Source organism: Neobacillus sp. PVCKKU3 (assembly GCF_058323225.1).
In genome coordinates, this window is sequence record NZ_JBLVQN010000013.1 from 39,592 (window position 1) to 57,319 (window position 17,728).

The following is a 17,728-nucleotide window of genomic DNA, read 5'->3' on the forward strand; positions in this document are numbered from 1 at the left end:
GAGGTAAACACGTCTACATCATTACGTCGATAATTTTATTCAACCCATACCATACTACAGTTGAATGTGGATTTTTTCTGGAAGAAATAATCGTAGAAGAGTTTATTTAAGATCATTACGAAAGAAAATGGTCGGTTTATTCAAGATGTCTTGAAGGAATACGATTATCTCTGGAATATAGTGCGCTGACCAGTATTTTATTAATCGCTATGAAGAATCTTTGGCGAGCTTTAAGCAGACTCAAAGAACAAACTAAATGATTTATGAAAGTAAACCTATATATTGTTCTCAACAGAATGCAAAAGCATGCTACTGAGAATTTGTCGAGACTTAGAAGCTTTGGAGAGAAAAAGACTCTGGTCATTCCCGCAACCGGATCAGGTAAAACCTATATTCGGCATTAATGAATAGAAATTTGGAGGAAAGTGCCAGTCGCTACCCGCAATTTTTGGATTTCTTGACTCCACTATCCGGAGGTGAACTGGCACTCCTTTTATTATTAAAGTCTAACTTAATAAAGGACAGTTAGTTTAAGTAATCTTGTTTAATTTAAATCTTTATTTCATAGAGTACTCCACTTGGAAGTGGTGGTCTATTAAAATATTCTTCATTAATTGAATCTAATTGTCCGTCTTTAGTAAACATACCAACTTTGGTTTGTAGAAATAAGTCAACAAGCTGGTCACCATCAACTAAACAAATATCTAATCTTGCTACACTAATAGCGGTATCGGCAAAATATGAAGTTGTAACAAAATAACCCGATTTAGCGCCCATGCTATTACATACCGAAAGAAATTCATGAATTTCATTTTTATTTACATAAATATTTTCAGAATATCTCTTTGTTTGGACAAGCATGGGACCTTGCTTTAAATGGGATCTGTAAATAAACCCGTCTATTCCGCCGTCATTACTTTTTTTCGTAGATATTCCATATTTACCTTCACCAGATTTTACAAGTAACTCTATCACAACTTCCTCTAATCGATATTCGTTCATTTTAAAAAGGATATCTTTTAGCCGTTGTCGTAATGCTTGATAATATTCATTTATTTTGGTTTGAACCTCTATTCTTAGACGTTCTATTGGATTAGCTGGATTTTCCTTCTCAACGGTAATTGTGGGTTCCTCATCTTTTGAAACAAAGGGTATATCGTTAAATTGAAAGGAACTAATTAATGTATATACCCTTTGGTCATTTGTGCCAAATAAAGACTTGCATTCATCGGTCAGTGCCCATAGATTGTCTTGACTAAAAATAAGGTTCAACTTCTTTAATTGGAATAGTATATCCTCAATTAAATCCTCAGAAATATTAAAAGCGGTCAAAATGTTTTCATATAATTCATTTTCGGCTATGTTTTGTAATGCCAATAAATTGGTTATATGATAAGCAATCTTGTCATACGGTGAAGTTAAACTCATAATGAGGCTGCACCTTTTGCAAGAATTTGCATTCTATACTGGCTCATCATTAATAGATTATTTCTCCAGGTCATTTTATCTTTTGCATAGTTATCTGGTCCTTGTTCTGCAACTGATTTCATTGCCTCTTCAATAACAAAACCAATAATCTGATCGGCATGCTGGTGAATATCTACTCCTGTAATCCATTTGTAGTTTCCCTCCTCATCCTTATCTAGAAGCATTCGGAACATACCTGCAATTGGTACTACTAAACCCTTATCAATTACATAAGGCATTGCATTATCTTCTTTAGGTTCACCATCACCATAGGTTGTTAATTGACGATACTTTTTTCCGGTTGCTAATTCTTTTTGGCTTGTTTCATTTCTAGTGACATAGGCTAAGGCTGCGAAATTCGCACTCTTTTTTCCATTTGCAAATTGGTTATAAATATTATGAAGGTTTTTTTCAATATGAGTATATAACCAGAAAATATCATTAATGATTGGAGCCATTAAATCATACTCGGATGGTCGTTCTTCAACAATCGCACTATTTATTTCCTCACTGTAAAATTTAAGGATTTCTCTTTTGCTTGACCCCCATTTTTGCTTAGGGATAGAGGGGGAAGGTATAATCTTATCTTCCGACTCGTAAAGGGGTGACTTTTTTAGATTAAAAAGTTCAATGTATTCCACAATATTTTCTATTGGAATTCCTTTATCATTTTGTCTGTAAGCAATTCGATTATAAAATGGTAGGTCACTTAATAAAATCTTTATTGTATCAAATTCTCCTCTTGAATTCATGATTGATGCTTCTTTGACTGCTGCATTTGTGTTTCTGGCTGCAGCAAAGTTTGTTACATTTCTGAGATTTACGTTTATTTCAAGCCTTACATAGGAATTTAACTTTTTTTCCTTTTTCAGCATTTTTTCAGCTTGTTCAAGAATTATTTTATAAGTGTGCCCTCCATCAATGTTTCCGCCTTCTTCTTCATCCATAAATATCTCTAATACGGTAGGGTAAATTGTTCCGTTTTCCCCTGCAAAGGATACGTTTGTTAATGTATTTACGATATCAGCAACAACTGCAATTCCCCTATTATTGATATAAAAGCTTTCACTTAATGGGTAGCCTGCTAATTGCTTTTTTTCATCTAAATTGTCTAATTCATTATTAATTAATGCGTTTGCTATATTATTAGATACTGATGACTTTAGGTTTTGGTTTCTTGGGTTCCTTTTCATTGGCATTAAAATGTCTTTTCCAACAAATAAATCATTAGCAGAAATAAATGCTGTATACAACATAGTATGAGGCCATGTTTCAGGTGTTGGAAAATCATTACCGGCAGATAAGTATTCTTTTAGCCTATGGGGGTCATACATTACTGTTGTTTGAATAACAGGAACCCGCAATATGAAATATTTATCTCTCTTTTCGTACCTCTTCAATTGCTTTACCAAAGAATTTTCCTCCTTCGTGTTTAAATAATGATTTAATAGGTGTGATAATTACTATTGTAAACCATTTATTTACAAATGAGTATAATTGCATAGAAATTTATTTAGCTCTATAGATTCAAATTAAAAAAAGTTGGTTTCCAAAGTAATTTTAGAAGGAAAAATAATTCAACATAACCATTTCTAGACCACCAGGATGTAATGGTGCTAATCTTCCTGATGATAATAAGGAATATAAAGAATAAACAGTTTAATTTAAAAAATAAAAATATATATGGCATAGGGTTCCCAAAATGGTACCCTATGCCACTTTTTGTGTTATAAAGATAGTTTTCAATAAGTAAACTAAAATGTTTTTAATAAAATAATCACTTTCCAAAAACTTTATATCAGAATAACACTATACAGCTGATAATATAGGGTTAGTGAGTATTTATTAGATGTAAATTTAAAATGTGCTTGTATGGAGGTATATAATGTCCAAAGACTCTGATCTATTAGAGATTATGATTACTAAGGTTGTTGAGGAAGAAACAAATTTACCTGAAAAACTTCCAGATTGGTTGCTTGAAATGGGAGTGAAACCAAGGAATAGAATACTATACTCGGAAAGAATTGGAAATAAAAGTAGCAAAAATAAGACTGATGTTCTGATTTCATTAGAAAATGCTCCTGCGTTAAAAATCTCTGCAAAACTGCAGAATGCTGATTTTTTTGGAAATTGGTATGGCCATGAAAGAATAATACATGAGTTTGGGATTGAAACATTTTATAAACTAACAAAAATAACTACCAAATGGGCCAATGAATGGATGTTAAACCCAAAATTAAAAGGACCTTTTGTAGGAGTGAGTATTTCTTTTGGGAAAAGGTCTGGACAAACAAAAAAAGATTTTATTGAAGTTTTTGATTATAAAGATATTTATAAGATAATTGCAGGATATGGAAAAGGGGAAAATGTTTCAAATTGTTTATATATATCATCAGAACTTCCACGAAGCATAAATGAATTAATTTGTAACTTAAAACCTATTGAAAAAAATGTTATTGATGAATTAGGGAAAGAATTCTGTGTTATTTTTAGACCTGTTTATCCAATTACAAATTCTGATGACAGACCCAAAAATACCTATACAAAGTTCCAACCCTATAGAAAACTTAAAGAACCTACCATAATTGAAGACTATCAGGAATTGTTTAGATTAGGGGAGTTCGTTGAAGTAGAACCAACAATTATAAACCATAATAATGTATTAGATGAACTTGAAGAAAACTATAATATTGTTATACCAAGAAGGGAAAAAAGGCCAAAAAAAGTGGTTGAGAAAGTGAAGGAAGTATCAGAGAATGTAACCTTGGTTAAGAAAATGGAACTAACTCATAAAGTTCAAGTGGTAAGTTTATTTCCCGGTTTAGGTGGTATGGATTTGGGAATAATGCTTTCAGGACTTTCAAATAATAAGAGAGAAAAAAATTTAATGGAGATTTATAATAATAAAGCTCGTTTTTTACATGAAAGTGAAAATAATATTTTCAATATAAAATATAGTTTAGAAAAGAAGGGGCTTTTAGGTAATATATATTCTAATAATCTTCCTGATAGTATTTTTAAAGATTTTAAAAAGGTAATAGATTTTGAAAGCATACCTGATGGACAGATTTTGATTGGGAAAATATTATTACCATTTACTTTGGCTGGTAATGGTAAATTATTTAAAGAAAAAATTAAGGAATATACTAGTTTATTTTCTAAACTTTTACCTGAGGTTTTTGTTCTTAAAACTGCTAAATGGTTTTTAGACGCTAATAACGGAGAACATCTTAAGTATTTTACAGATTTACTATTATATGATTATAAAGTAAAGTATAAAGTTTGTAATTATAATGAGTACGGAGTTCCTTTATCAGGGGAGACACTTATAATTATAGGGGTAAGAAAAGATCTTAAATTTAATTATGAATTTCCACATCCGTCAATCAGTATTAAGTCTTGGGATACGGTTAATTTTAACAAAAGTATACCAGAGAAGTTAAATGAATTATTAAAAAAGGTTTACAAATACCTATTTCAGCCAAACAGTACACCCACTAACAAAAGTCTGGAATTCACTAAAGATAATAAAGATTTAATAAATCTCTCAATAGATGAATTTAAACAAATCTATACTTTCCCAGATTGGTATGATATAAGTTTGCCTCCCCAATTACTGAAATATTTGCAATCTGAAACACCTGTTCCTTTTATAAAAGAGATATTTGACCCTATAACTAACTGGTATTTTATAAATAAAGAGCTCTAATATTAAAAAGAGCTTTTTGCGGAGTAAACGTTTGCGCGCCTTTTATGTAGTGTAATGTTCTAATTCGTTCGGATGGATAGTGTTATCTAGAATGGATTGAATTGGATATTATTAAAAAAGGAAAGAATATAAAAAATAGACCTCAATGATCTGACGCAATAAAGTTAGACAAATATCATTATGCAGCTTTTAAGACTTGAGTTCGGTATTCCACTGGACTTAAGTCTTTTAATTTTGTCTTTATTCGTTTGTGATTGTAATAGTAAATATAGTCGGCTAATTCTCGTTCAAAAAGCTCCATACTGTCAAATTCTTGTAGATAAAGGAGTTCAGACTTTAATAGGCCAAAGAAATTTTCCATGACTGCATTATCCAAACAGTTACCCTTTTGGAACATACTCTGTGTAATTTGGTGCTGTTCTAGTGTCTTTTGATACTGTTTCATTTGGTAATGCCAACCTTGATCTGAATGAAGAGTCACTTGGTCTCCTGGCTGAAGTCGTTTTATCGCTTGGTCTAACATATCTCCTACTAATTTATAAACAGGACGTTTCATGACGGTATACGCAATGATTTCGCCATTACACAAATCTAGTACTGGAGAAAGGTAACGTTTTTCACCAAATAGGTGGAATTCCGTAACGTCAGTCACCCATTTTTGATTCATTTTCTCGGCAGAGAAATCGCGATTTAAGATGTTCGGAGCGATTTTTCCTACATTTACTTTATAAGAACGGTACTTCTTCATGCGTACCAAGCATTTCAAACCGATTTCATTCATTAACCGATTAATGGTTTTGGGATCGTGCTGGAACCCTCTTTTTTCTAGCTCTTTCGTGATACGACGATACCCATAACGACCCTTATGTTCATCATAGATCTCGTTGATGGCTTCTTTTACTTTCTCATATTTATCAGGGTGATTTAAACGTTTTTCCCAATAATAATACGTACTGCGTGGAATGTCAGCGACTTCAACTAAATCCACAACCTCATACTGATCCTTTAGTTCAAAAATTACTTGCGCTTTGATTTTGTTTGTAATTTTTCTTGCATTTGAACTAAAGCATTCAACTTTTTTAAGTAGGCATTCTCCATTCGTAAACGTTCGTTTTCTGCCTGTAAGGCTTCTAATGATCCCTCTACCGGTTGAGGAGATTTCTTTGTCTCTTTTTTCATGGATGGACGCCCCTTTTTCTTTGATTTAAGGGCATCTAATCCTTCTGCTTCAAGTTTCAGCTTCCAATCCAAAATAGTGCTAGGTGCTTTAATTTTGAATATGGCAGCTGTTTCATACAGAGACGTCCCATGTTCGTTCATATAATTAAGTACGTCTAGTTTAAACTGAACTGTATAGTTTGTATAGTCTTTAATAAGCCCTTTCTCACCATTGTATTGATACTGAAGAACCCATTTTTTGATGAGATTGTGCGAAACTCCATATTTTTTACCAAGGGACTTATAACCTCCCTCATTATTTAAATATCTTTGAACAATTTCTAATTTCTTTTCGAATGTAAATTTGGCCATAAAAACACCCCGTAAATGTTAGTAGAGTGTCTAACATTTACGGGGCAGTTCACAAAGGTGGGTCTATTTTTTATTGTTTTATTAAAATTGATTTCTTATTTTTTATAATATCAATATTGTCCCTTGCCCAAATAGCTAGAGGCATTGCCATAGCTTTTGCCAACATAACTGGGACTGCATTTCCGATCTGTTTATATTTCTTATCCAACCTATTATTTTCTTGAACATTCATGTTACCACCATCAGAAAATTCAAACCAATCTGGAAAGGTTTGAATACGTGCAATTTCTTTTACAGATAAGCGGCGATGTTGCGACTTATCTCCAGGCAGTTCCCATTTATCAGGTCCTATTTTTACCATTTCCGGACCTCCAGGATGCAATGGCGCTTGTCTACCAGAAGCCTGAATGGTAAAGCTTTGTTCGCTCCATTTTTTCTTTCGGTTACGGGATAGATATATAGGTGAAAAGCCACCTGTAAAATATTCACCCGGATTGTCCTCTAAATCCCCAATAGCATTTTTTAAAGTTACAAATGGTTCCTTACCTTTACCATGAGTAGGTTCAGGATGTTCATATTCAAAATCCAAATCATCCCGAATTCCAACAATAAATACTCTCTCTCTTAACTGAGGAACCCCATAATCTCGAGAGTTAACCAATTTGAATTTTACATTATAACCTGCAGAAGCAAAATCTTGTACTATTTGATTTATTACTTCGCCCTTACCAAGTGTTAGCATTCCTTTTACATTTTCAGCAATAAAAGCAAACGGCTTAGCCTGCATCAGGCAGCGAATATAGTGGATGTATAAGAAATTACGTTCGTCATCAATTAAACGAGGACCAGCTTCGCTAAAACCAGGGCACGGGAAGCCTCCAAGAACTAAATCCGCATTAGGAAAAGTTTTTACTTTTCTAATATCTAATTCTTGCTGAAATACTGAGTTTGGGAAATTAAGTTTATATGATTCATTTGCCTCTTTAAAAAGGTCATTTGAATAAATGGTATGAAAAATACTTTCTTCTCTTACTGAATTAAACCATTCTCGGTCTTTGAAAGCCTTTAGCGCCTCTTCTTCACCGATAGTCGCAGCCAGTCCAGCAAGTTCAACCCCCAAATCGAGTCCGCCACACCCGGAGAACAAGCTAATTACATTAATCTTATCCTTCTTTTCATTAAGGGGAGGAAGCTCAAAATCAGAATCTATATTTTGAATTAACTTATCTTCTTCTTTTATTTTTTCATGTAATAGCTGCTTTACCAGATCTTTATCATAGTCTTTTAAAGGGCGGTATTTGGCTCGACCTCTTTCTTCAAGTTTCATTTCTACATACCTCCCAAGAAAATTATATATGTTATTTTATCATTTCTTTTAAAATAAGGCCAGCTTTTTCTATATCCAGTAATTAACAGCTAGGTGTGAATGGAGTATAATTTAGTGAGAGGTGAAAATAATGGCAAAGTCCCCAAGGTTTATAGGCGATGATCACGTGAAAAATGTCTATCAGGCTTTAATATTGTACATTAATGGAAATCCTATAGATAACTTTCCTAATACTGTAAAAGATACGGTTGGATTTATTACAATGAATTATCCCAATATTTTAATGGTCGATTCAAAATTTGAAGCTGAGCATCCTGATCTTGCTAAGGACCTTACATTGCATTTGGATGATAGCAGTTCTGTATCGGTAAACCTATTTATTATTCGAAAAGGTGGTAGAATCCAACCTAAGAATCCTGGAGCAAAAAGTTTTCTCAAAAAGTATTTTTTATCAGAGTTGTTACAGGAAAAATTTAATCTGGTATTTGAAAGAAACTATTTGGAATTTTTGAGTAAGTTGGTAGAAATTAATAATGGAACACATTACGTAACAGATAAAAGGGAATTAAAAAGATTGGTTTCAATTTACTTTCCAAAATTCACGGAAAGTATTAACCCAATTAGAAATGACTTTTTATATAGTTTACGAGAAGCATGCTTCCATTTGTTAAAAGACTCTTTTAATGAGAAAAGTGAAGGATTTTTCAATGCCTATAATGATTTCTTTATGTCTGAGGATTTTAATGTTATTACAAGTTATGGGAGGGATGAAAGGGAGGTTAGTGTAACAGAGTTTAATCCTGGTACCCCTCATTTTGGTGATATACAAATTTACAAGATTGGCAAGAGTACAGTTGGAATTAAATACGGCAAGGTAGCATTAACTTTAAGATTTAAGTTTGAAAGCAGTCCAAATTCATCTATTAAGCTTGCTGCAAGTTATGAAAGTTTTAGAGACCAATCCGAAAATGAGTTGTTAAATACTAAAACAATACAGAAAATGACTAACTTGTTAAATAACCATCAGTATATTCAAACCTCTAATGCTAGCAATGCTATCGGTAAGTGTCATGAGGCTTTAACCTACTATTATTTTTTAAAAGAGTTTCCAGACGTTTCCCAGGTTGAACCTGATGAATGTGTTGTATTAATGGATAAATACTATTCAGCTGTCAAACCAACTGTAATAGAAAAACTATACCAATCGACTTCTACATTAGTCCCTGTTATACGGGAGAAATTGAATGAGAAATATAGTGATTTTACGATTGATAGTGTTGAGTTAGTGCCTGATAGCTATATTGATGATCCTCTGAATACAGGTGACTTACAATTAATATTAAAGGTAAAAACACAAATTGTCATCGAAAGTGTTTCACTAAAAGCACTTGCAAAAAAGACCAACAAGATTACAACAAAAAATCCAGGTATAGGAACTATACTTGGACCAACATATTTTGGGATTGGTAGCCTTGAACCTATTGTTAACGAAGTGAAAACTAGGTTCCAAATTGGTGAATTAAATCATAAAGAAAGTCTAGAGGTACTTGCACTTGAACTAGGGTCTCAACTTAAAGAAGCAACGCAGGAGCAATTAAAGCAGGGAATTGAGAACCTTCTAGGAAAGGCGATTATGGCCATAACTTTTTATGAAGAAAATATTAGTTATTGCAAGGAACATTCAAAAATCAATAGTACAATAAATGTTTATGTAAGAAGGCCATCTCCGATACAAAATACTTTAGCTTGGAACAATGACTATGAAATCCTTAGCCTTCGAGTCAAGTTTAGCCGTGGGCAAGAACATGGGTGGTCAACTATTAAATTAACATCGGAATACCAGTTACATTAGTTGATGATTTTGATGGCATGGTAAAGACGGTTGAATATTTTGCAGTAATAATTGTTCAATACATATTAGTAGTAACATCAAAGAGGTGTTTTTAAATTAATGACTAGTACATATACAATTGCTTTTACTGACTTACCGAAAGCCGATTTAATAATAGGGGCCACGTACCAAGGGGGAACGAAAGGGAACGCTGGTGACGACCCCTTGTCGAAATTAATGGGTTGTGAAAATCAAGGGGGATTTAGACCGGTAGGTCCGCGTAATGGAGTGGATACAAAATTTTGTGTTCTATATTCTGATCTTTCACATGATGATTGGCCGGACAGAATTGAAATTGAAACAGGTAGGTTTTATTACTACGGAGACAATAGGAAAGCGGGTCGTAACATACATGATACCGCGAAAAAGGGGAATCGAATCCTTCGCCATTCCTTTGATGAATTTCTTAACGGGACTCGTAAAAAGGTGCCTCCATTTTTTGTATTTGCCAAAGGGAAAAAAGGAAGGGATGTCGTCTTTCGCGGTTTAGCTGTACCCGGGGCAGTAGGAGAGAATGATTCTGATACTTTAAAAGTCATTTCCCACGAAAGAAATGATGGGACCATCCAAAATTACGAAGCAATTTTCACCATTTTAGATTCAAAAACAATAAAAAGGGAATGGATTGAAGACCTCCGCAAAGGAAATCCATTTACGGAAAATGCTCCTGACGCTTGGCAGGAGTGGATTGGTACAGGAAAGTATACCCCGCTAAAGGAGAAGGGCACAATAGACGTTACTAGCTTATCTGGAGGAGACAAACCGAAAACAAAATACTGGCTCTTCAATGTATATTACGCGGTTGAACCATTAGTTTGGAATCGTTCGAAGGAATTAGACGTGGCTGCAATGCAATATGAGTATGGCAGAGAAAACAGTTCAGCAGTAACACGACATATTAATTTAATTAAGCAAATTTCTGTAGGCGATTATATTGTCGCTTATTCAGGTAATAAAGGTTTTTTAGGGTATGGTAAAGTGACGAAAGCATTTTTTGATGAAGATGATCCAAATAAATATATACATGCAACAGGGGCTTTTTGGCGGCAGAGAATAGGAGTGGACTGGACAAAGGCACTTGATAAGCCGGTCTTTTATACCGGATCTAATTTTAAAGAGGAAGTTGGCTTGATTGGTAATCCAGTAATGAGTTCGTCCACTATTTTTGAAATCACTCCTGCTGGATTCGATTTTACAAAGAGTTTCATTGATAATCCGCCTCTAATTAAAATTAAAGAACCAATTCGGATGTATTCTCAAAAAGAAGTAGTCGAACACATTCATACGTACATACAATCAAAAGGCTTTTATTATTCAATGGAGGAAGTCATCAATCTTTTTTTATCAGTTAAAACGAAACCATTTGTCATTCTTTCCGGCATATCTGGTACAGGAAAAACAAAAATTGTTCAGTGGTTTGCCGAGGCTGTAGGAGCAACGGAGGAGAATGGACAATTTGTGTTAATTCCGGTTCGACCCGACTGGAATGACAGTTCAGATTTACTTGGATATGTCGATATTAAAGGTGATTTTAAGCCAGGGCCATTTGCTAAGGTTATTGAAAAGGCAGAAAAGAATCCCGATTTTCCATACTTTGTCCTGCTTGACGAAATGAATCTTGCCCGAGTTGAACACTATTTTAGTGATATTTTAAGTGTAATGGAAAGCAGGAGACGGGAAGGAGAAAAAATTGTTACGTCCACAATCTTAACAAAGGAAATCGCTGGACGTAACATTAAGCTTCCAACAAATCTTTACATCATTGGGACGGTTAATATAGATGAAACGACTCATCCATTTAGCAAAAAGGTCTTGGACCGGGCAAATACAATTGAGTTTAACAGAGTCGACTTAAAGAATCTATCCTTTCTTGAAGATAAGGAAGAGGTAATGCCTGCTGTTATTGAAAATGATAAATTTCGGGCAGATTATCTGCATTTAAAGGATATGTATAGATCAAATAAAGACCTTGTTGAAAAAGTAACAGATGAATTAGATACCATCAATAAGTTTTTGCAGCCAATCAATGCCCATGTGGGTTATCGTGTCCGTGATGAAATCTGTTTCTATATGAAATATAACGACGTCAGTGATTTTATGGATTTTGAAAAAGCATTTGACCATTGCATTCTACAAAAAATCCTACCACGAATTGCAGGAAGTGACCCACGAGTGGAAAAGCTGTTAAGTAATTTATACGAGTTGTTTACAGGTAAGGATTATGAGGATGGTCGAGATAATTATGTTGATGAAATTCACCAAGCTAAATATCCAAAAAGCGCAGCCAAGGCAGTAGAGATGTTGAGGAGGTTAAGTTCAGATGGTTTCACTTCTTTCTGGATCTCGTGATGATGTTGAGTTAGTCAAAATTGAGGCTACTGACTTTTCATTGGTCATAAAGGGAAAACCATTTCATCATCGCTATGAGGGACTTAAACAGTATCGTAAAATGGATTACCATGATGTAATGAAGTTTTCTGCTAAAGGACATACTGTAGAAACCATTCAGGTCTACGATATTGAAAAAGGGGAGCTAACAACTGAGGAAAATGTCCGACCTATTTTCTTTGAGAACGGGAATTATGTACTAGTTGTGATTCCAAAGCAAAAACAGCAACTGGAGTTTTATCATGAGTACCCGCTTTTTCGAAAGGCCATTTACATAACGGATATGGCTGGACTTCCAGTATTAATGGGCAATCTCCAATTTCAAAATGAAGTGGGCTATTCCGCGTTTGAAATCCGCCAGGAAGGTAAGACGCTTCTTAAGGTAACGCTAGAAATTTTCCCAGCCAAATTGGATTATCGGAACGATTATCGGAAATTGCTTGAAGAAGTGAATGACGAAATTTATAACCTGGCGTTCCACTTTATTCGGAAAACCTATTTAGGCGCAAAAATTAAGCTCGAAGGCAATCCAAGCAGGGCGGAATTTTATCGATTAATCACAAAGCACTTCCAACAATTCATCCAGGCTATTAATCGAATTGAGCAGCAGCCGCATCATAAATTGGAGACGACTTATGTAAAGGTCCGCGGGGACCAGCTTGGAAAAAGTGATTCCTATACCCGAAAGTACCTTCAAAAAAACAATAAGTTTGTAGATGTAAATCGGGGGATTCCTATTCATGGCAGGACGTTAATGCCACGTGAGGGTCTACGGATTAAGAAAGAGCTTTTATATGATACGTTGGAGACCCGTTATGTTAAATGGATGATGGAGCGACTTAAAGCAAAGGTTGAGGATTTAATAAATGCACTCGAAAATCCAAATAAACGGTTGAAGATAGATCCTGATCCGGAATTAATCGAGCACTTAAATGCGATGAAGAAAACTATTCATTCCAAAGAGAAGAACCCTTTTTGGCGGAATATTGGTCGGCTAGACCGTTCGGTGATGAGCCTGGTCATGCAAATGGCACCTGGTTATCGTGATGCATTTCAAATTTATTTGACAGTCTCTAAGGGATTGATGCTCCAGTCTAATTTTTATCAAATGTCGGTAAAGGATGTCGCAACCTTGTATGAATATTGGACCTTCTTGAAATTGGGACAAATCCTCAGCCGCAAGTATACCATGTTAAGTAACGATATTATTAAAGTGAATCGGGATGGATTATTCGTAAATTTAGATACAAATAAGAAGGCAGAGAGAAAATTTGAACATCCCATTACCAAGGAGAAAATATCCTTGACCTTTCAAAAGTATGAGGGGGGACTTCCAACGATTTCTCAAAAGCCCGATACCATGCTGACGATTTCTAAAAAGGGTAGGGATTACAACTTTAACTATGTATTCGATGCCAAGTATCGAGTTGATTATGCACAAGAGGGAAGTTTTTATAAGGAGCGTTATAAAACCCCGGGTCCACTGGAAGAGGATATTAACACGATGCACCGTTATAGGGATTCTTTAGTAGCCATGAATAATGACGGGCCATATGAGCGAACCACATTTGGTGCTTATGTGTTATTCCCCTGGGGTGGCGAGGATGAGTATCAGCAACACCCGCTCTATCGGAGTATCAATCAAGTAAACATTGGTGGACTGCCGTTTTTACCACAGGCAACGGATTTAGTAGAGCAATTTATCGAACGGTTAATTGAAAAGAATCCTGAGGAAATCCAGAGGGAAGGTATTATACCGATTGGCACCAAAGAGGAATGGAAATCTAGTTTGGTAGAGAAAGTACTGGTCGCGACCGTTTCAAATAACTATGACTACTTGCGCTTCATTCAGCATCGTTATTTTCAGATTCCGGTGTCAAAGTTGCGTAAGGGATGGCAGGAAGCGAAATATGTAGCATTATATAGAACCGAGGCTGCAGGAGAAACAAATGGTATTTCGGAATATGGAAAAATTGAAAGGGTTTCAACGGACGTTGAAAACATCAGTTTTTATGTTCAGGTTTGGCAGCGGACACCAAATTTAATAAAGCCTATTAAATATGGGATTGCCACTTATATGATGACCACATTAACCCAATTAAAAGAGTCAAAGGAATTGCCAGAGCTTTATATGAAAAATAAACAAGAAACGGCTCTATGGAATACCCTTAGACGCCTTTCGGATAGGATCTCTATCCAACTTGATGGCCCAATCCTTGATAAGGCATCAGCTATTGAACAGTTTTCATTTAAGGATATTGAGATTTTTTTAAATAAGGGAGAAGAAAAGCTGCTCATTAAGAAAGGTGAACAAGAGCGTCCTTTGAATTTAAATATGTTAACCCAACAACCTTCCGCAGTTTTTAAGGAAGTCATGTCATTATTGTAGTCTTCTCATTTGGGAAGACTATTTATTTTTGGTTACGGAATGAATGATGCTAGTTTATCTTTTTCTTAGCGCTTTCGACGAATTTTAATATGCTATCTATTACGTTATCAAAGTCCTCCTTAACCTGGTGCTCCCAAATCCTCATAATGTTCCACCCCTTTTCAAAATAGAAGCTATTGACGATATAGTCCCTTTTTACGTTCCGGTATAATTTCCTTTGCCAAAAATCAACATTCGATTTCGGCAGCCGCCCGTGCTTGGGGCAATAGTGCCAAAAACAGGAGTCTAGGAAAATGACCACTTTGTATTTTTTAATGGCAATATCAGGCGTCCCCAATAAGCCTCTAACATTCCTTCTAAATCGAAGTCCACGATGCCATAATGATTTGCAAACAATTTCTTCAAGCTTGGTTGTCGACCGAATGGAACCCATAATCCTGCTACGGACTTCTGGCGCAAACTTGTCAGGCATCGTATCACCTCCAATTGATTTTAATTATAAAAGCTAATTGTATTACCTATCTTATACAAAAATGGATTTAAATCAAAATTCTTATCTTATTTTCTCCACTATTTCCATTACGCTATCAATCCCAATCTTGGTTGATCATGATGAATGTAATGACTGGATTCTTCCACTATGATTCTATTGATAACTGAAGTAACGCATCCTGCGGCTTCTGCCTGCATTTGGTAATTAAAGAATGTTATAAACGGCATTATCTTTTTTGAATGTAAAAAGACCCAAAATACGCAAGTCGTGCATAAAAACTTGCATATTTTAGGTTCATTAATCTTATTTTTTATTGTGTTAATGCACCCTATAGTTGAAGTACATTGTTTCCAAACTTGTTTTTAAAGTTAAAAGAGGATACTATATCATAATACAAGAAAACTACGAATTAACTAAGGATAAATTGGAATTTATGCTTTATTAATTGCCCGTGTATACTTAAGTTCTCTGTCTTCTTTTACTCAGACAAACACTTTGTGCTATTGTCTTAACAATTTAGGGATTAATATTCATCATCGTCATCATCATTTGACCATATACCGATCAATTCATCCACTGATATAAGTCCATTCTTAAAGTTGTCAATATTAGCCATCACTTCACTTCTTGGTATGATTCCATCGTTAACCGCATCATCCAATCGATCCATTTCATCTTCTGTCAATCCCCAATCGTTTTTACTCATTTTTTTCTCCTCCTTATAAGTGTTTTGTATTCTCACACACAAATTCCAATTTATATACTATTTTAACAAATATTGATACACCGCAATATCTATTAAGGTAAATCACCTCGATTTTTTTGCATAACTTCTTTATTAGAACATTAATAAGTCTAATCTTATTTACAGTAATTGCTCATTCCTCTTGTGATTTCTTCTTGAACAAACCTGCTCCGTTAATACAATAAGCCCTCATTGACAACTATGCAAAAATAAGTATCTATGCGAATTTCCTTTAAGTAATATTTCAAAATAATTAATATACATACTGCCAAAACCTACATCATTTAAATGCCAGAAACAACTTCTGCCAGTCTTTAAGCTCCGTCTCTTCCGCTCTAGAGGAGAAAATCATCACAGGGAGATTTCCCAATCCGGCTTCTTGAACCATCTTAAGCTGTTCTTAATCAGCTGAAGCCATAAGGTAAGTTCGCTTCTATTGTCCTTATTATAAAAATCGCGATATAAAAACTCTTTAGATCTTTTACCAGACATGCCTGCTCCAGGAGCAGGCAGCATACCTAGGTTCCCCATTACCCTCATAACACCCATCATCTTTAACGACTCCTTAAAAAATAAAGCTGAATCTGTTACTTTTGAACTTTTACCTATAAGAGATGTGTCTATTGATACCTTCCTGCTACTTCACAAAAATCCGCTTATATTTTAAAAAATAATTTCTCACCCTGTCCTTTTCCCTCCAAAAACCATAAATAAAGGGTGAAAGGAGGTGAGAGACAATGGCACAAGCATTATTAGAAGGTTCAAAGCTTCGACTGGCATTCCAGGTGGACCTGGATGAGCAGGGGAACCCTGTTTTAAAAACAAAAACATTTAGCAACATCAAAATGGAATCGACTGTTGACCAGTTATTTCAAGTGGCAACCGCCATCTCAGCTTTATGCAATGACCCGCTAAACAAGGTCGAACGCAGCGACAGTACTGAACTTACCGCGTAACGGAAGCTAAGGGGTGATTCTCGAGGTTCAAACGGTACATGGGGACGGTTCTGGTAATCTAAAAAAGCTATTCATGCTATGAATCTGCGAAGCTTCAAACCTATCAAGAAGGAGGATTGGAAAAAATTGAGGCAAAAGAACCGTCCCCATGTCTCACCCATGTCTCAAAAAAAGGAGGTGAATAAAAATGGCAAAAACATTGGAATTAATGTTTGGTACGGAGTTTGGCAAGACTGCCCGCATTGCGGTGGACAACCCTAAGGAACCGGTTGATGAGGCTGCTGTCAAACAAGCGATGGAACAGATCATTGCTGCGGATGTATTTACATCGGCTAGCGGCAAATATGTTGCTTCAAAAGGGGCAAGAGTGATCGACCGCAATGTAGTGGAGTATGAAATTGTTTAATAGGTTATTAGATATCGGATTTGCAGGGGAATTTGGTCAAATCGATATGTTCTAAGGGTGAGGCCGGATTCTTTTACGAAACCGGCCTCTTTTAAAATATAATTCGGAAAGGAGAGAATTTGCCGTGGAACAAATCATCTCATTTATCAATGAGGTCGGCTTCCCTATCGTTGTGACCCTCTATCTTCTATATCGAATAGAATCCAAGCTTGATTTAGTCGTCCAGTCGATACAGAGCCTCCCTGAGCGAATGAAGGGGTGATCATCATACCGCCCTTTGGTAATCCCAACATGACTGAAGCCAACTACCTTTTCAACGGGGCAGTTGGCTTTAATCTAAAAAATGAAAATCCCCGCCTACCCACACCAAAACTTCTCTAGCCCAATGGATAAAAGTGACACACGAGAACCGTCCCCGTGCATCAAT

The 17,728-nt window shown here is 35.3% G+C and carries 15 protein-coding genes; 8 read left to right on the forward strand and 7 right to left on the reverse strand.

Translation table 11 applies throughout. The features are described from left to right. Positions 1–263 precede the first annotated feature (263 nt). Positions 264–404, forward strand: a complete 141-nt coding sequence (locus ACNQGS_RS10880) for a DEAD/DEAH box helicase family protein (RefSeq protein WP_491487306.1) — start codon at positions 264–266, stop codon at positions 402–404. Between the two features lie 145 nt (positions 405–549). Here ACNQGS_RS10880 and ACNQGS_RS10885 read toward each other — a convergent pair whose 3' ends face one another. Continuing rightward, positions 550–1,428: a restriction endonuclease gene (locus ACNQGS_RS10885; protein ID WP_491487307.1), complete on the reverse strand. Its 879-nt coding sequence runs from the start codon at positions 1,426–1,428 to the stop codon at positions 550–552. Further along, a complete protein-coding gene (locus ACNQGS_RS10890) occupies positions 1,425–2,879 on the reverse strand; it encodes an AIPR family protein (RefSeq protein ID WP_491487308.1) in 1,455 nt (484 codons plus the stop codon). Before ACNQGS_RS10890 ends, ACNQGS_RS10885 begins: the two co-directional genes overlap by 4 nt. Positions 2,880–3,352: 473 nt before the next feature. Here ACNQGS_RS10890 and ACNQGS_RS10895 point away from each other — a divergent pair, with 473 nt between their 5' ends. Further along, positions 3,353–5,176, forward strand: coding sequence for a DNA cytosine methyltransferase (locus ACNQGS_RS10895; protein ID WP_491487309.1), 1,824 nt, complete (start codon positions 3,353–3,355; stop codon positions 5,174–5,176). Positions 5,177–5,354: 178 nt separating this feature from the next. Here the strand turns inward: ACNQGS_RS10895 and ACNQGS_RS10900 are convergent. Continuing rightward, positions 5,355–6,706 (reverse strand): IS3 family transposase gene (locus tag ACNQGS_RS10900; RefSeq protein WP_491487310.1). Its coding sequence is split into 2 segments (ribosomal slippage): positions 5,355–6,259 and positions 6,259–6,706, totalling 1,353 coding nucleotides; the frame shifts between segments, so codons are not numbered across the junction. Positions 6,707–6,776: 70 nt separating this feature from the next. Then, positions 6,777–8,033, reverse strand: coding sequence for a DNA cytosine methyltransferase (locus ACNQGS_RS10905; RefSeq protein WP_491487311.1), 1,257 nt, complete (start codon positions 8,031–8,033; stop codon positions 6,777–6,779). 130 nt (positions 8,034–8,163) lie between these two features. Here ACNQGS_RS10905 and ACNQGS_RS10910 point away from each other — a divergent pair, with 130 nt between their 5' ends. The 3 genes from ACNQGS_RS10910 to ACNQGS_RS10920 all read left to right on the forward strand — a co-directional run bounded on the left by ACNQGS_RS10910 (position 8,164) and on the right by ACNQGS_RS10920 (position 14,701). Further along, the gene (locus ACNQGS_RS10910) at positions 8,164–9,885 is read left to right on the forward strand and encodes a hypothetical protein (protein WP_491487312.1); all 1,722 of its coding nucleotides are present in this window, start codon (positions 8,164–8,166) and stop codon (positions 9,883–9,885) included. Between the two features lie 99 nt (positions 9,886–9,984). After that, entirely contained in the window at positions 9,985–12,273 is a 2,289-nt protein-coding gene (locus tag ACNQGS_RS10915) for a DUF8727 domain-containing protein (RefSeq protein WP_491487313.1), read from the forward strand. Then, positions 12,245–14,701, forward strand: a complete 2,457-nt coding sequence (locus ACNQGS_RS10920; protein WP_491487314.1) for a DUF2357 domain-containing protein — start codon at positions 12,245–12,247, stop codon at positions 14,699–14,701. Before ACNQGS_RS10915 ends, ACNQGS_RS10920 begins: the two co-directional genes overlap by 29 nt. A gap of 49 nt (positions 14,702–14,750) precedes the next feature. Here ACNQGS_RS10920 and ACNQGS_RS10925 read toward each other — a convergent pair whose 3' ends face one another. The 3 genes from ACNQGS_RS10925 to ACNQGS_RS10935 all read right to left on the reverse strand — a co-directional run bounded on the left by ACNQGS_RS10925 (position 14,751) and on the right by ACNQGS_RS10935 (position 16,491). Beyond that, entirely contained in the window at positions 14,751–15,173 is a 423-nt protein-coding gene (locus ACNQGS_RS10925) for a very short patch repair endonuclease (protein WP_491487315.1), read from the reverse strand. A 544-nt stretch (positions 15,174–15,717) separates the two neighbouring features. Beyond that, the gene (locus ACNQGS_RS10930; protein ID WP_491487316.1) at positions 15,718–15,900 is read right to left on the reverse strand and encodes a hypothetical protein; all 183 of its coding nucleotides are present in this window, start codon (positions 15,898–15,900) and stop codon (positions 15,718–15,720) included. A 390-nt stretch (positions 15,901–16,290) separates the two neighbouring features. Further along, entirely contained in the window at positions 16,291–16,491 is a 201-nt protein-coding gene (locus ACNQGS_RS10935; RefSeq protein ID WP_491487317.1) for a hypothetical protein, read from the reverse strand. Between the two features lie 185 nt (positions 16,492–16,676). Here ACNQGS_RS10935 and ACNQGS_RS10940 point away from each other — a divergent pair, with 185 nt between their 5' ends. From ACNQGS_RS10940 to ACNQGS_RS10950, 3 genes are all read left to right on the forward strand, one after another. Then, positions 16,677–16,895 carry a DUF1659 domain-containing protein gene (locus tag ACNQGS_RS10940; protein WP_213146163.1) on the forward strand — a complete coding sequence of 73 codons (219 nt, stop codon included), beginning with the start codon at positions 16,677–16,679 and terminating at the stop codon, positions 16,893–16,895. A 187-nt stretch (positions 16,896–17,082) separates the two neighbouring features. Further along, the gene (locus ACNQGS_RS10945; protein ID WP_491487318.1) at positions 17,083–17,301 is read left to right on the forward strand and encodes a DUF2922 domain-containing protein; all 219 of its coding nucleotides are present in this window, start codon (positions 17,083–17,085) and stop codon (positions 17,299–17,301) included. A gap of 124 nt (positions 17,302–17,425) precedes the next feature. Next, positions 17,426–17,563, forward strand: coding sequence for a YvrJ family protein (locus tag ACNQGS_RS10950; protein ID WP_213117301.1), 138 nt, complete (start codon positions 17,426–17,428; stop codon positions 17,561–17,563). Positions 17,564–17,728 lie beyond the last annotated feature (165 nt).